This is a genomic window from Lewinella cohaerens DSM 23179 (genome assembly GCF_000379805.1).
GTDB classification, from domain to species: Bacteria; Bacteroidota; Bacteroidia; order Chitinophagales; family Saprospiraceae; genus Lewinella; species Lewinella cohaerens.
In genome coordinates this window covers 43,240-58,986 of sequence record NZ_KB903553.1, presented here as the reverse complement: position 1 = coordinate 58,986, position 15,747 = coordinate 43,240, and the positions used below count along the sequence as shown (strand labels likewise).

General features: G+C 46.9%; 13 protein-coding genes. 1 reads left to right on the top strand and 12 read right to left on the bottom strand.

Going from position 1 to position 15,747, the window contains the following annotated elements; genetic code table 11:
* Positions 1 to 84 precede the first annotated feature (84 nt).
* The 4 genes from A3EU_RS0117875 to A3EU_RS0117860 are packed head-to-tail and all read right to left on the bottom strand — an operon-like array spanning position 85 to position 6,321.
* Positions 85 to 1,341 (bottom strand): hypothetical protein, encoded by a 1,257-nt coding sequence (locus A3EU_RS0117875; RefSeq protein ID WP_020537562.1) that lies wholly within the window; start codon positions 1,339 to 1,341, stop codon positions 85 to 87.
* 18 nt (positions 1,342 to 1,359) lie between these two features.
* Positions 1,360 to 2,367: a hypothetical protein gene (locus A3EU_RS0117870; RefSeq protein ID WP_020537561.1), complete on the bottom strand. Its 1,008-nt coding sequence runs from the start codon at positions 2,365 to 2,367 to the stop codon at positions 1,360 to 1,362.
* A 44-nt stretch (positions 2,368 to 2,411) separates the two neighbouring features.
* Complete coding sequence (locus A3EU_RS0117865) at positions 2,412 to 4,232, bottom strand: hypothetical protein (protein ID WP_026211453.1); 1,821 nt, start codon at positions 4,230 to 4,232, stop codon at positions 2,412 to 2,414.
* Between the two features lie 10 nt (positions 4,233 to 4,242).
* Positions 4,243 to 6,321, bottom strand: coding sequence for a hypothetical protein (locus A3EU_RS0117860; protein WP_020537559.1), 2,079 nt, complete (start codon positions 6,319 to 6,321; stop codon positions 4,243 to 4,245).
* Between the two features lie 214 nt (positions 6,322 to 6,535).
* Here A3EU_RS0117860 and A3EU_RS0117855 point away from each other — a divergent pair, with 214 nt between their 5' ends.
* Positions 6,536 to 7,825 (top strand): glycoside hydrolase family 2 TIM barrel-domain containing protein, encoded by a 1,290-nt coding sequence (locus A3EU_RS0117855; RefSeq protein WP_020537558.1) that lies wholly within the window; start codon positions 6,536 to 6,538, stop codon positions 7,823 to 7,825.
* A gap of 258 nt (positions 7,826 to 8,083) precedes the next feature.
* Here A3EU_RS0117855 and A3EU_RS0117850 read toward each other — a convergent pair whose 3' ends face one another.
* From A3EU_RS0117850 to A3EU_RS0117815, 8 genes are all read right to left on the bottom strand, one after another.
* Positions 8,084 to 8,611 carry a hypothetical protein gene (locus A3EU_RS0117850; RefSeq protein ID WP_020537557.1) on the bottom strand — a complete coding sequence of 176 codons (528 nt, stop codon included), beginning with the start codon at positions 8,609 to 8,611 and terminating at the stop codon, positions 8,084 to 8,086.
* 57 nt (positions 8,612 to 8,668) lie between these two features.
* Positions 8,669 to 10,906, bottom strand: coding sequence for an efflux RND transporter permease subunit (locus A3EU_RS30985; protein ID WP_020537556.1), 2,238 nt, complete (start codon positions 10,904 to 10,906; stop codon positions 8,669 to 8,671).
* A 17-nt stretch (positions 10,907 to 10,923) separates the two neighbouring features.
* The gene (locus A3EU_RS33055; protein ID WP_020537555.1) at positions 10,924 to 11,559 is read right to left on the bottom strand and encodes a 4'-phosphopantetheinyl transferase family protein; all 636 of its coding nucleotides are present in this window, start codon (positions 11,557 to 11,559) and stop codon (positions 10,924 to 10,926) included.
* Positions 11,556 to 11,804 carry an acyl carrier protein gene (locus tag A3EU_RS0117835; RefSeq protein WP_020537554.1) on the bottom strand — a complete coding sequence of 83 codons (249 nt, stop codon included), beginning with the start codon at positions 11,802 to 11,804 and terminating at the stop codon, positions 11,556 to 11,558. The genes A3EU_RS33055 and A3EU_RS0117835 overlap by 4 nt, the downstream gene beginning before the upstream one ends.
* Positions 11,797 to 13,074: a beta-ketoacyl-[acyl-carrier-protein] synthase family protein gene (locus A3EU_RS0117830; RefSeq protein WP_020537553.1), complete on the bottom strand. Its 1,278-nt coding sequence runs from the start codon at positions 13,072 to 13,074 to the stop codon at positions 11,797 to 11,799. The genes A3EU_RS0117835 and A3EU_RS0117830 overlap by 8 nt, the downstream gene beginning before the upstream one ends.
* 134 nt (positions 13,075 to 13,208) lie before the next feature.
* Positions 13,209 to 13,661 (bottom strand): 3-hydroxyacyl-ACP dehydratase FabZ family protein, encoded by a 453-nt coding sequence (locus tag A3EU_RS0117825; RefSeq protein ID WP_020537552.1) that lies wholly within the window; start codon positions 13,659 to 13,661, stop codon positions 13,209 to 13,211.
* Entirely contained in the window at positions 13,661 to 14,437 is a 777-nt protein-coding gene (locus A3EU_RS0117820; protein WP_020537551.1) for an SDR family oxidoreductase, read from the bottom strand. The genes A3EU_RS0117825 and A3EU_RS0117820 overlap by 1 nt, the downstream gene beginning before the upstream one ends.
* Before the next feature lie 146 nt (positions 14,438 to 14,583).
* The gene (locus A3EU_RS0117815) at positions 14,584 to 15,633 is read right to left on the bottom strand and encodes a type III polyketide synthase (RefSeq protein WP_020537550.1); all 1,050 of its coding nucleotides are present in this window, start codon (positions 15,631 to 15,633) and stop codon (positions 14,584 to 14,586) included.
* Positions 15,634 to 15,747: the final 114 nt, after the last annotated feature.

Here is a 15,747-nt window from a genome sequence, read left to right as displayed (position 1 = left end):
GAAAGTTTACTATTGTGTTTCAGCACTTTTTGAACGGAACTCGTTTGATAACGAGCCCTGGTTTAGGATAGGCACAAAAGCGTTTTAGCTATTCGTCATTTCAAGACGAATGTTATCTAAATACACCTCTCCATCCTTATCCATGCGGATAAGGAATTGTTTAATATTCTTAATGTTGGCCCCAGCCGGGAATGCAGAAAACGGAATCTGCACTTTTTGCCATTGGTCAGGTGTTAGTGTTCCTCCCTCCAGCATACTTGCATCAAGGCTTAGGAACGATGTTTGACGATCGTAATCTTCAAAACCAAAGCGAACAGCTTGCTTGGTTAGCAAATCCGGGCTTCCTTTGATATCCAAACTAATGGAAAGGTTAGCTTTCTCGCCGCTAAGGTCTACTGGAAACCAATTGGTCCAGCTAACGCCTAGTGTTACATGGTAGCAATCGTCTTTACTGGTGTCCCAAGTGGCATGAATGGCTTTCTGTCCCTCGCTAGGAGCGGTACTGGTCAATTGAATGTTCTGACAATGATCTTCAACCAAGCCCCAGCCGTTATTGTTGATAAATTCATCACCAAAAAGTTGCACAGGATAGCTAATACTCGGTGCAGATGTAGGTGCATTTGGTAGCCAGATTTCCTTAGGTTTGGCTTCGTAATAAACCAGCTGGATGTCATCCAGATAGATACTGCCAGAGGCTTGCAACTCAAACATCAATTGCTTGACATTCGTGATGTCCAGGCCATCTTCGTTCAGGTCAAAGGTATTCAGTGGAATCTCTATTTTTTGCCACTCCTCATCGAGGTAATAGCGTTCAAAGTAGCCGCTGCCGACGTAAGACCAGGCCATGTTACCACTGTAGTCTTCTAAAGTGAGTACGATAGGTAAGCCAAACATCTTGTCTTTCTTGGTACGCGCATACATCTGAATAGCAGCATAATCAAAAACCTCTGAAAGGTCTTTCCCTGCCCAATCATCCCAGCCAATACCAAAGCCTGCCCATTCGCAAATCTTGGGATCACGGTCCCATTCTATAAGCAATGCATTCTTACCAGAATGTTTCACTTTGCTGTTAACACCACCTGTGGTACAGGTAATATCTGTAGGTAGCCAAAAATTGGTGGCATCTTCATTGAAAATGATAGGCTCTACCGCCATCGATATGCTTGCTGGCCGAACGATGGTTTCTTCTGGCTCTACCCCTGTGTAAAGGGCATTTTCCTGAAACTGTATTCCACAAGCAGACATTAACAGGCATAAGGCCAGAATCGTTGTATACCCCCAATGACGAAACGTGGTATAGATGGAGGAGTGCCCGCTTGAATTTTGCTTATCTACATTCATAACTTCTCGTTTTCTGGTTTATAATTCAAGCGGTTGTCCAGCGGTAAAGGTGAGGTAGTCGATCCCGAAATCTACCTGTAAAGGCGGATTCGGTTGACTATTCATATCTGAAATCAACAGTACTCGGATAGCAACGATCTTACTTACCTGCTCTTCCGTCATACCCACGTCGGCCATGGTGTGGCTGAATTGCCGCCAACCGACCCAGTTGAGCGGGAAATCGCCATCCAATTGGAAAGCAGCATCTTGGCCATCTTCAAAAGCACCAGTGTCATTGGAGTCATAGATGAATTGGATCACTGCAATCCCGTGTGGGCCACCGTCTGCATAAAGGAAGGTGTTGAAGTACAGTTCTTCTGGTACGGTGGTAGGAATGGGGGCATACGTATTACCCGTAATTGTAGATTTGATGTCAATCAAACCCGCAAAGAAATTGGGTACAACATTGTCGGTACCTTCAAAAAGGTAATACCAATCTCCTTCTGCAGCCAAACCATCATTTTTACGTCCGGTGTTATTGGTAAGCTCAAACTCGAAGTTTCCAAAAAAGATATTGTCCAGTGGGTCGACTTCAAAATCAGTGAAAAGATTGCCTTCATAGACTTTCGTTCCGACGATTTCTACTGTGCCTGTTTGCATCAATGGGCCAGCTTCAGGGATAATCAATTCAATCTCTACCAACTCTTCCCGAAAGAAAGGCAGCTCAGTTGTTCCTCCTTTCCAAATGGCATTGGTTTCATCCAGTGCGTTGTCAAAGCCAGTAATCAATTTCACAGCACCACTTTCGGTACCCGTGAGCTGAATGGTGAAATTGACGCTCTTGTTGAACCTGGCAGTCATGCGCACATCTTCGCCCGCCGAGAAATCCACGGTAGTACGATTGATCATTAATGGCTCAACTAATTGAAATTCACCAAAGCGATCAACCAGGTTTGGGCCATCAAACTGGTCTGTATCATGGTCACAGGTAGAAAAAACCGTGATCACCAGACTTAGGAATAAAAAAGTTACGATGCTATTTTTCATAATACCTTTAAGCTTTTTTCTAACAATACGATGGGTATTGTGGGTTAAAATTTCATGACATACTGTGCAAATACTTGCTGTAGGTCATAGTCATTGGTTGGGTCTAATGCCCGCTCCAAACTAAACTGCTGGAACTGTATCGTCAGGTATACATCATCCTTGAAGCGGTAGCGTAGGCCTGCTCCGATCATGGTTTCCTGATCATCTGCAACAAAGGCAGCGGGGAAATCTTCGATATTATTGAAAGCATCAATACTTGGAATATAATCCCGTCCTTCCGCAGAAAGCATCTTTGCACCCAGTAGCAGATCGAAACGGTTAAACAGTTCTGCTTCCAAACCAATTTCCAAAAGGGTAGAACTCAGGTCTACTTGCTCTACTTCAACACCATCACGATTGGTTTGTTCCTGCTGTAGGCCCAAAGTGATTTTAGTGGTCTTGTCCCAATCAAGCATCTTGTTTAAGTAAACATTGGCAGCCAAGCGAACCTGGAGGAAATCTTTCAATTCGAAAGTACCTTGTCCACGAATCTCCTTTAGCAATGCTACTCCTAGTTCTGCATCAAAAATGCTGCTGTCGTCACCGTAAACAGCACCGAATTGTAGGCCAGTACGGTTGGCAGTAGCTTTGCCATAAGGCATAACATTAGCATAGCGAGGGTCATAAGTCATCAAGTTTTCCGACAGTTGGAAATTGTACAAGGCCCGATCTCGGCCCAAGTCAAAAAGGGTAGGCATCCGTAGGCCGCGATCATTACCAATACGGTTGTAGAAGGTTTTATTCCTGTTAAAGGCTACTCGCTTGCTTTGTGCAGCAATGCTGAAGAAGTCAGGGCCTACATCCAGGTAAGTCGCAGAAAGGCGCAACTTGCTGGCTTTGAGGTCCACGGCTACTCCTGCTTCCAGGAAGGTGTCATCTTTGGTAAAGGTTACTTTTTGGGAAGGAGTGAAAAGGGGTGGGTCTCCTGGTTGTTCTTCAGACAACTCTATAAGCGACTGACCGACTTCACCCAGCGCTTGGATTTTGATTTGCTTATTCTCGAAAAGGTGAACTGTAAAGTCTAAAGAGATCACCTGGTTGGTAATACCCGAAGTAACAGCACCGGTCTTCAAATCATCCCATACACTGGAAAGATTCAGACCAAAGTCTGCTTGCAAGCCTACAGAGTCACGTAAGCTACGGGTACTGAAGTCCAACGTTCCACCGCCTACAAAACGATTGGGGGTCGTGAAAAAGTCGGTAGGCCGAATCCGTGCCACGAATCCTTCTGCTTTCATCTCTCTGAGGATCATCGGGAAGGCCAAACCAAAGTCCAGCTTGGCACCCTGTAGTCGACGGCTATTGTTATCGGTATAAAACTGTTCGTAATCGATCACGTCTTTCTGTGGGCGGAAGACTTCGGGTTCGTTTACGGTACCTTCCTCGTCGGCCAGGAATAAAGTGTAGGGGGTCATCACGTGATCGAAATCACCCACGCGATAGCGGACGGTATTGGCAATGAGGCCGCGAGCCCAAAGCTCACGAACTTCAACGGTTACGCCAGCACCGAAAAAGCCTCCAAATTCGTTACGAATACGCAGAATACCCTGCACCTCGGTATTGTCATTGGGCTGAGCGTTGATCGCTACATCCAGCAGGAACTCCCCATCGGAGAGGCGGCGGGCTGTAGTGGTATCGGTATCTAACAAAGCGCCATCGATACTGGTATTGTTTAGGATCGTCCGGCCCAAGCCATTGAACTGAACTTTTGCTTTAGCGTCGGCATCTTCTCTGCTGGGCAAGGAAGAACCATCTTGTGTTTGTCCTGTCGTCCAACAGCAAAGTAGAAGCAGGCAAAATATAGGATATAGTAGATTTTTATTCATTACTGGTGGATTAAAAGAAGGTTTTCAATTCAATAGTGATTTCATGGCCTTTGTATTGGTCGAGTTCAAAGTTTTTGTCCTCAAAGTCCATGTGACGATAGCGGAAGTAGAGCCCTGTAGCATCGTTAAGCGTCCAGTCGAATCCTGCACCGATACCTAGACCGGTTTGATCTCGTGGGAGGTCATTTTCTCCCCATTCGGTGAACCGTCCTCCTTGGGTGCGTTCTAGCCCCAGATAGGTAGTCAATACAAATTTCGGGAACAGCTCGTAATAAATATCCAGTTCATGGTATTGAACATAGAGATAACTTTCCGGGCTGAGAGTTGGCCATAAAGTAGCTTTTGATTTGGCCGCCATTAGGTTGCCCAGATAAAAAACGTATAAAGGCTTCTCATTGAGTTGAGTCTTGTACTTTGCCTGTAAGTCTACTGAACTATAGTACTTCTTGGTAAGGGGTGCTGCCGTAGCAGGATCAATGTCGGTAGTTTTAACGACCTCCGCTACTCCTCTGAAAAAGGAAAACTGGCGGTTATAAGGCCCAAAGACGGTCGCCGATGTGGCGTTGGCCGGGAAGGGATTGTAAATCCGTGAAAGTGCCAAGCCATTGATTCGGTGTACAAAAGAAATATCGGAGTTGAGTACTTCCATCTCTCCGGCTAGTCCCCAACCGAAATTGAATTTGAAGTCCTTGTATTTTGCTTCGGTATTTAAGTTAATCCCTCGGCGATTATGTGCCAACTGTCCCACCTGGGTAAGCAAGCCTCCGGTAGAAACTTGCCCCGCAATAACATTGGTCGCAAAATTTCTTTGAATCTCAGGATTAGAGGTCGTATTTATTGCACCATTAAGATTATAAAAATCTTTTCCAATTTGATACACTTGGATGTCCAAAGGAAGTATGGAAACTTCTTTAGGAATGAGGAAGCGCAGCATCAAGGATTCTCCCCATTTGCGTTCTGTAATAGGACTCTCAAAGCTACCGCCTCCTAATTCTCCTTCTACATATACTTTCCCAAATCTCCAGTTGACCGACAGGGTATGTACCTGATAGTTCATGTTGTCGTTGGAAATGCTGTCTAAAGTAGTATGACTATAGATGGTATTAAGAGCGAGCTGGTTCCTCTGCGTTCCGAAAATTTTGGAGATTTTACCACCTGCAATGTAGTTAGGTAGAACTCTTGGAGTACCTGCAAAACCTTGATAGGTAGGTATATTACCCGCTTGTCCTGGGTTTTGGATGGTAAGGTTGGGATCAATTACTGCGTTGGCAAGGCCTCCGTTGGGTTGTGTCTTACCCCAGAATAGATCAAAACCTAAGTCACCGGGAAGGCTCCTGCCGTCGATGATCAGACCTTGAAAGGCTTGGTTGTTCCAACGTAAATCTCCAGGATTGGGCGTGCCAGACCGGAAGTAGTTGTCGTATTTGTCCGTATTATTAACGCCTTCCCAAGGAGTACGATCAAATATAGAGAAACGATCAAGTAACTGGTATACGCCTACGGTAAAAGGACTGAGGTTGTACCAGTGGATACCACCAGCACGGACGCCAAATTTACCAATGTCAGTACGGAAGTTACCATAAAAATTGAGCCCCAAGTTGACAGTAAAAACATTGTCCGTAGCTCGAGTGTTGGTTCCTATATAGGGGGTGAAAAAAAAGAGTTCCGTCCCGAAAGCAGACCGACCATTGGGGCGGGCTAGCAAATTCAAAGACATCATGGGTTCCCGATAGCCATCGCCTACGCCATAAGCACGCTCATAAGGGGCAAGATTGGGATAAGCTTCGGTCATGTTACGACCGTAAAGGAATAAGCGATAATATCCAAAAACAGTCAGTTTTTGTGGCTGTTTTTTTAGTTTATCACCAATGACAGTGCCACCGCGTTGGTCTAACCAAAGCAAGCTTGTTGTATCTGTTTCCAGTGCTGCCTCGGAAGGAGTCGCCCAGCGAGTCATCGTCTGACCAGGTGGTTGATATTGACCGAAAAGGGAGAACCCATAGCAGCAGCCCAGTAGCACAAGAAGTGCCAAGGTGCCACCACGACCAGGAACCTTTCGATGTTGTTCTATACGGTAAATAGATGCCATACACAGGTTGATTGAAATGATAAAAAGGTGCTCTTAACAAATGTAGCTACTCCTTGGGCAGGATTTTAGGAGGAAGCTACATCAAGGCTACATCCAGCCGAAATTGACCTACATCATTAGTACATCAATTCCGTATTTTCTTGGCTTTTAGCCTTGCTTTGCCTAATTTTTGGATAGATTTCTAAAGATTATGAAAATAAACCTTATAGAGGACATGAGGCAGTTTAAATATTTACTACTAGGATTGGTATTCTTTTGGGGAATGAGCATCCAGGCTCAAGAGACCGGGCCTATAAAAGTAGAGCTGGTAGAGCAAGATGGAAAGTGGCAACTGCTACGCGGAGGAGAGCCTTACTATGTGAATGGTGTAGGCGGAAAAGATTACCTGGATCAGGCAGCTGCTTATGGTGCTAACTCTTTGCGTACCTGGAGCCCGGATGGCGCACAGGAAATTCTTGATGAAGCACATAGCAGAGGAATGACGGTTTTAATGGGCCTATGGGTTGGGCAAGAACGACAAGGGTTTGATTACGATGACCCGAAAAGTGTAAAAGCCCAGCTGGAAGGCTTCCGTGAAGTGGTAAAAACCTTTAAAGATCACCCTGCACTGTTGATGTGGGGAATTGGCAATGAAAACGATTTATTCTATTCTAATTTCAAAGTTTGGAATGCGATAGAAGATATTGCCAGTATGATCCACGAAGAAGACCCTAATCACCCGACAATGACGGTCACCGCCGGACTTGATGTGGCAGAGGTGCAACTGATTAAAGAGCGAGCGCCGAGTATTGATATATATGGTATCAATACTTATGCTGGATTGCTAGGGGTTGGCAAAGAACTCCGCCAGTTTGGTTGGGATGGACCGTATATGATTACGGAATGGGGGCCTAATGGCCACTGGGAAGTACCCAAAACAGCCTGGGAAGCTCCGATTGAGCAAACCAGTAGCCAGAAAGCGGCTTCTTACCAAGAGCGTTACAACAAGGGTATTGCAGAAGATACTGATATGTGTATCGGGTCTTACGTATTCCTCTGGGGGCACAAGCAGGAAACGACCGGCACCTGGTATGGTGTATTCTTGGCAGACGGTACCGAAACGGAAGTGATGGACGTGCTAGAGCACTCGTGGACGGGAGAGTGGCCTAAAAACCGCGCGCCTCACATCAATAGCTTTACCATGAACGGGAAGAATGTCACAGAAAGCATTTTCACTCAACAAGGAGACGTTTGTACCATTAATATTGATGCCTACGATCCCGACAATGATAAACTAGATTATCGTTGGGAATTACTACCCGAGAGCACCGACATCCGCTCAGGCGGGGATGCGGAAGCAAAGCCCGAAGCGATGGATTTTAAAATCATCAAAGAAGAGAATGGTACCCTACAGTTTCGAGCACCATTAAAGAAAGGCCCTTATCGCATGTTTCTCGTTATCTATGATGGTAACGGTAATGCAGCCACCGTCAATATTCCTTTTTATGTGAAAGGGGATAGTTGAGGTGGATTTTCGGCTTTGGCCGAAAATCGTAGAGGGATGCGGAGCGATAACATCGCTCCTTGAGGTAAAGGGTATAGGGATTTTGAGAACCCAGGAGGAGTCCATTCTCTCTACTCTATACCTCAGGGACGCATAGCGACCGATTCTCTCTACTGACTTTTGCGGAAGCTCCAACTAAGAATTTAATTTTGAGAAACCCTTACCTAAATTGCTCGGGCGCTCCATCACTACGGGGCGCCCATTTTTGATTAGGTATTGCTATTCCTGATAAATAGAAAACTCATCTATCAATACCTTACCGGTTACCACTTCTGTACCTCCCGCAGAGAAATAGATGACCAGCGATTCATTATCTGCCAAATCAAGGGCAAAACTATGAGAAACAAAGGTCCAATCTTCTTCCGTTAAGGAAACAGTAAGCAGATTTTCTTCATCATCACTACCTGCAAGCCGCTTGTTGATGGCAAAGGTGCCGTCCCAATTGATGGTTTTAAACCAAAAATCTATATGGTAATTGCCACTGCCAGCTAGGAGCGGTACATAAGATGCTTCGCCAACGCTGGGCAGCCATTGCGGCTCAAGGGCCAGGCAGTAGCTGCCTCCGCTAGCCGGGCTGTCTTCAAGCAGGGTGTAAAGTCCTTCCCAGCCTTCTTGTTCCAAGGTCGTTTGTTCTTCAAAGCTAGTGGAATAGACCAGTGTTTCCGGAATTTGATTGATGTCTACTGATTCCTTTTTACAAGAAAAAAACAGGATGACTAATAGCGGGAGTAGGATTATTTTGGTCATGTTACTTGCGTTCGTTTCTGGGTAAGACGGAGAACTGGGGTAGGGGGTTGGGTGTTTTTATAAAGTTTTCTTGAGCAAGGCTGGCAGAACGATTACATCGGCGATCAAGGCCGCTAGAACGGTAAAGGCGCAAAGTAATCCAAAAGTGCTGACAGAGATCACACCGCTCATGCCTACGACCAGGAAGCCACAAACCAACGCAATGGTTGTTGAAAACAACGCTCCGCCGGTATAATGCAATGACTGGTCGAGCGCTGCGGTAACGGTCTGTCCAGCTGCTCGTCGCTCGCGGTATTTGCTCATGAGATGGATAGTGTCGTCCATTGCTACACCCAGCATAATAGGGGCCAGCATGGCATTGGCGGCTTCGAGTGCTACGCCAAAAATAGTCATGACGATAATCGTTAGAAAGAGGGGGAGTAAGTTGGGGATTAAGGCCAGAGCTGCAGTTTTTAGGTCGCCAATAAAGTAGACCAGGATGCCAAAAGCTACTAGGAATGCCAGCCCAAATGACCGGAACTGCGTTTGCAAAATAAATTGATTCAGCTGGCCAAAAAGTGCAAGGAAACCGTGTACCTGTAATTCGTAACCTACTGGATCGAAAGATTGAGCAAAATTACGGTCAATCTCTACCAGAAGCGCTTCTAGTTGTTTTGTTTTGAGTTCTTTGACATTAACGGCTACGCTTACCTCTGAAAAATCGTCAGAGAATAACGAAAAGAAAGGGTTCGCTGTTGCGGATGGTGCCTCTAGTAGACTCGGCAAGTTTACCGGGTTAAAGACTGCCAGTGGCGAACGCCGATTTTCCAAAAAAGTCTTAAAATTAATGATGGAAACAGGCGTCGCCAGCTGTGGATGGTCAGCTATCTTCTGTTGGAAAGTAGCTAGTTTATCCAACTCGTCACTGTTTAGGAACGTGCCGCCGTCGCGTTTGCGAATATTGATCTGAAAACGAGCATTGCCACCTATTTTGGCTTCAATAGCATGCAGATCGGTCTTTGCCTTGCCATCACCCAACAAGTGTAGCGAGTCGGTATTAACCTCCAGTTTAGAGACGGCCGCTATTCCGCCAACAGCTACAATGGCTGCCAATGTGAAAATGAGGGGCGCCCGCTGGCTGGTCCAGAAATTTATGCGGGTTACAATGCGCGGAATATTGATTTTGCGAACGCGTGCTTCTAGCTTCACTTCTTTGAGCCAATAAAAGCCGATGGCCGTCACGATGTACACCAAAACGAAAGCAAGGAGCATACCCACAAAGGTGAAAATCCCCATCACCTTAAAAGCAGGTAACGGCGAAAAATAAAGAGCCAGGTAACCAATAACGGTCGTGAGGGTAGTGAAAAAACAGGGCTTAAGGCTTTTTTGTAAAGCTTCCACAATCTGTTGTTGCCGATTCTGGAATGGGTGGTCTTGCGCGTGCTGATGGAAAATATTGATGACGTGAACAGCATCCCCCACACTGTAGACCATCAAGATGGTAGGGATCAACATGGAAATCAGGTTCAGCGAATACCCTAGACCTGTCATCAGGCCCATCAGCATACTAATGGGCACCGCAATGGCGACCAAGGCAATGGGCACGTAGAGCCAATGAGGTAATAAAAAGAGCAAGAGTAATAAGATGACTACGACAGTAGCAACGGCAAAAAAGTTACTCTCGTTATAGATAGTATCATTGAAAGCCTCGTTGAGAATGGGCTGTCCAGAAATACGAGCATTCGGAGAAATTCCGATAATGAGTTCTTCAATTGCGGTGACAATCTGGTTCCGTTGATCCTCGATTTGGTCGGTAGGATTCAATTGGACATAAAAGAAAATATGCTTGCCTCTGGTGGTCACCAATTGCGTCTTGATGGCCGGCAGCTCCTCCAGTAATTGGTTCATTTGCTCAGCCGTACGCCCCGATTGGTAGATGGGCCGATAATAGATTTTTCGGTTGGAGTATACGGGATAGCGCGCATTGGCCAAGCTAAAGGTAGCCGTGACATCAGGCAAAGAGTCGATTCGCTGGTGCAACTGTTCAAGGAGTTGGATGGCTGAATCTCCCAGGGCTTCCTCTACGGGAAGCATCGCGATGATAATTTCGTCAGAACCTCGTTCTTGTTGAAACGCTAAATAAGCCTGATAATCGGGATTGTCGTCCAAAAACCAGATGGATACCGCATTATTGATACGTAAGTTAACAGCGGTAGAAAGCGCGCCCGCAATGGTTGCGATTAATAAAAAAGCAGCAAAGAGCCACCTAAAGCGGATAACAAAAAGGAGACTGCGCTGGAAGCTGTTCTTAAACATCTAGGATATTATTAGTGTTAGCTCTCACCCTCTGCCAGCACAAAACCTCCGTAACGACCGTGGTGAGCCAATGATAGAGACAACGGACACTTTTTATTTTGGTAATAAACAAAGGGCCTCCCGTGTTCATTTTTTTGAATACTTATGTCTGTTGGCGACCACAGAAAATGCTTGGAAAGGTGTTTCAATAACAAAGACCTGGTAGCTATGGATAAGTCCTGTTGTCCAAGTGGCGCAACTTCCAAGAGGAGGGGTTTTTTACCCTCTGTTAAAGTCCAGCTGTGAATAAGGTCATCTTTTAAGGCGGTGTACACCATATAGTGATGGCCAATGATGCGCACGGAACAAGTGTAATGATGACCTACCTTTTGCTTGCCCATCTCCGTAGTGGTTAAGTCTTGTTCTTGGATTTGATAAAAATCAGTACTCTCCATTTTTTTAGGAAGGAAGCGTCGCTGCTGGGTTTGACTGGCCCACCGTTTGTAGGCCGCTTCTTTGCAGCTCCATAGTAGCCAGACCATGACCTCTGGTGCCTCAGCTTCGGCAATTCGTTGTTGTTCTTCTTGTGTGAAAATTTTCTCCAAATAGCGAGGCCGCTGCCAGTTGCTTTCCTGGCGAGCCTGTTGTAGATCCACTATATCGTTACCGATCACTTTACTTTCTCTTCGATAATCGCAAGGGCAGCGCCTACGGTAAGCATCTTCTCCATGGCTTCGTCTTCGATTTCAATATCAAACTCGTCTTCTACATCGAGGATGATATCTACGAGGTGCGCAGAGTTGATATTTAGGTCTTTGAGAAAATCGGTGTCTTCATTCAGGTTCTCCAAGGCTGCTTTTTCCTGAACATAAGGTTCTACGATTCGCTTAATAGCGGCAATTCTTTCTTGTTTATTCATTCTGGTATTTTTTTAAAAGGACGCAGGCGTTTACATCACCGAATCCAAACCCTGCTTTGGCAATAATGTTTACAGGAATATCTTCTCTTGTCTGGCGGATTATTTTTTCGCTAGAAATTACTTTGAGAATTTCCGGATGGGGATCTTCACAATTAATGGTAGGGAAGACAAAATTGTGATGTAAACCGAGCACGGCAGCCACACTTTCAATGCTTCCAGCGCCACTAATACAGTGTCCAATCATTGCTTTGAGTGAATGAATGTACGGAAAGTCTGCGCCATTTCTCCCCAAGGCAGCGGCCCAGTTTTGTATTTCGTCAGGGTCTTTGGCGGTAGCGGTAAGATGACCATTGATGAGGTCTACTTCGCTGGCTTGCACATCTGCATTGCGCAAGGCATCCTTGATACACCGTTGCACTGCTTCCGAGTTAGGAGCCGTCATGGTGCCTCCCTGTCTTTGGCCGCCAGAATTGACGGCACCACCCAATACTTCAGCGTAGATGGTTGCTCCCCGGTCTTGGGCACTACGTAGTGTTTCGAGTACCAGTGCGCCGGCACCGCTGCCAGGAACAAAACCTGCCGCAGTGGCACTCATGGGGCGAGATGCGGATTCCGGGTTTTCGTTGCTACGAAAATTCATCACTTTCATCGCATCAAAGCCTCCCCAGATGTAGGGCCCACTATCACTGGTGCTACCGGCGAGCATTCGCTTGGCGGAACCATTGGCCACCCGTTCGTAAGCCAACAAAATCGATTCTGTCCCCGTCGTGCAAGCCGATGAATTGGTGGTCACCTGATTGCCCAGCCCCAGTAAGCCTCCGAGGTAGGCACTCACGCCACTGGCCATGATCTGGGGAACGGTGGTACTACCTAGCCGCTTTACTTTGCCACTGTCTAGTCGGTAGGCGGCTTCCCGCATTTTTTCCACGCCAGAGCTGCCAATGCCAAAAATGGTGCCGCTGTCCCAGTCCGGCGCTTCCTCATTACGAGATAGCCCCGCATCGGCCCAGGCGTCCAGTCCAGCCATACAACCGTAAAGGATACCAGAGCTGATGAAATTTCGCAGCATCAAGGGAGGGAAATATTCCAGCTTTAGTGCTTCGCTTACCTCCGGCTTACCGGCGACACAGCACGAGAAATTCAATTCCTGCAGCGCTTCGAAATAGCGAATCCCCGACTGCCCGGCCCGAATAGCCGCAGTAAAGGCTTCTTTACCTACACCATTAGGTGCCGCTACACCCACTCCCGTAATAACTACTCTTTCTTTCATAATTCTTTGCGTCTTGTTCCCAACCACCAACCTCTTCTCAAGATCGGCCTTTTGAAGTATTTGACCCCGCACCTAGCACCCCGCACTCTCGCACCTAGAATCCCGCACCTAGCACTAAATTCGGAAGCTCACCATCAACCAACCCTTACACCCTTACCAACCATCCCCGCCAGCACTCCTTTACAAACCAATTCCCCTTGTGCATTGTACATTTCAACCTGACATTTTAACTTCCCAAACCGGAAATACTGTTTTTTAGCGTGTACTCGTACACGTTCACCGGGGTAAACAGCTTTGTAATAATCGACGGCTTGCGAGGAAAAGGCCATACCGGGTGTTAACCCATTGGCTATTTTATCCCTTAAAAGATAGATCCCCATACAAACCAAACCAATTTGAGCCATCGTCTCCGTGAGGATGACGCCCGGCGTGACGGGGTGGTTTTTAAAATGCCCCTGGTAGAAAAACGCATCCTCGCGGTAGGTGTAGTGCCCCACCACTTCGTCTTCCGTCACCACTTCCAGGGTATCCACAAAGAGGAAGGGTTCTGAGTAGGGCAACAGTGATATAATCTTTTGCTTGTCCATTACCTAATGTGTTCTCCACCATCTACAGGAATGACGGCACCATTGATCCAAGCTGCCGCTGGTTGCACCAATAGGCCTACCACGCGGGCAACATCTTCGGGCTCGGTGAGTCGCCCAAAAGGATTGCGTTGCAAACTGTGTGCTTTGAGCTGTTCACTACCAGGAATCATGCGCAGCGATGGAGTATCTGTGGTGCCGGCCTGGATACAATTGGCCCGAATTCCATAAGGCGCAAACTCCAGGGCAATGTTGCGCGTGATGGCCTCCAGGGCGGCCTTGGCCGCCGACACCGCAGCGTAGTTTTGCCAAGCTTTGCGATTGCCTTCACTGGTGAAACTGATGATGCGGGTATCGTTAGCAAACAATTGTGCTTCAAATAACGCTTGCACCCATTCGTACAGGCTAATCGCCATGGCTTCAATCGTCAGTTGGAAATCATCCTGCTGTAGACGAGGGCCGTTTTCAGCAACCATCGGTTTGAGGTTTCCTTTGGCGATGCTGTGGACCAATACGCCCACCTTTCTCTCGGTACCCAGTAGCGTTACTAATTCGTCAAGAATGGCTTGCCGCTTTTCCGTCCTGAGGGCATCTACATTGAAGGACTGAAAGCCCACGCCCGTCGCAGCGATCTCCGCAAAATGATCTTCCACTTCCCTCATCACCGATTTACGGTCACGATGGACAATGGCAATGTTCCAACCCAAACGGGCCAGTTCTTTGGCTGTCGCCAGCCCTAATCCTGAAGATCCTCCTAGTATAATCGCCCAATTCCTCATTGGTGGATGGTTTAGTTAGCTTGTTTTGGAATAGTGCTTAATGTAAAAACCTGTGTTGATTCGCTTCGCGTCTACTTCGTGGTCTGTCAAATCTGTTTAATCAGCGTTCTATTCTGTTTTGTGAGTTTCTCTTTACGCTTTTATTTCTACCACTCTAGCAAGACCCGCTGCGCCGAAAACCCAGGCCCAAAGCTTAGCATCAGCCCTTGGTCTCCTTCGGGAATTTCACGTTCTAGAAAGCGCTCAAGAACGTACAGTACGGTCGCACTCGACATATTGCCGTAAAGGCGCAACACTTCTTTGGTATCGTTGATGTTTTTTCCCATCGTGCCAAAGAGGTCTTCTACAATTTGTACGATTTTCTTACCGCCAGGATGGAAAACCAAGTGGTCGATTTTCTCAATATTACTCCCTGCTCTTTCGAGGAAGGGGTGGATAATATCCCCAAAATGGGCCTCAATCGTATCGGGTACAGATTGATCGAGGATCATGGCCAAGCCGGAGTTTTTGAGGGCAAAGCCCATCATATGCTGCGCGCCGTAGAAGTGGTACATCTCTTCGTGCAGAATAGCGGGCCCTTCATCATCAGGGTGAGAAGAGAGCAGCACACAAGCAGCACCGTCGCCAAAAATGGCGGCACTGACGACATTGACCATCGAGAAATCATCTTGTTGGAAAGTCGCCATCGGAGACTCTACAGCGATGACGGCCGCGCGTTTTCCGGGGTTGGCCTGAAGAAAATTCTTGGCGTAGATGATACCAGAGACGCCAGCAGCACACCCCATCTCTGTTACGGGCAGGCGCACAATATCCTGCCGCATATCCAACCGGTTAATCAAATGGGCATCCACGGATGGAATCATAAACCCGGTACAACTGACGGTGATAATGTAATCAACATCTTTGGGTACCCAGCCTGCTTTATCAAGCGCCTTGGTGAGGCAAGCTTCACTCAATTCTATGACCCCTTTTATGTAACGGTCGTTGTTTTCCGCAAAGGTGCGAGGCAAAAACATTTCCTCAGGCGGGATGATCGAATAGCGATGATCAACCCCCGCATTGCGGAAAATCTTGACCACCTTCCGCTGAAAGCGTTCCTCTTGCCCGTTTAGCCAATGCTGGATGAAGGGAACGATCTCCGCAGTGCTACGGGAGTAAGGGGGCAATTGTTTGGCAACTGTGGTTATTCTAACCATGAAGTTCAAAGTCTTTTTCGCCGAAGAGGTAGGTAGGCGCCAAGGTTTTATCCAATGCACTTTCCCAGTGTCTTTATAGCGGTTATTATGCTGTCTTTTCTTTAGCTGTACATC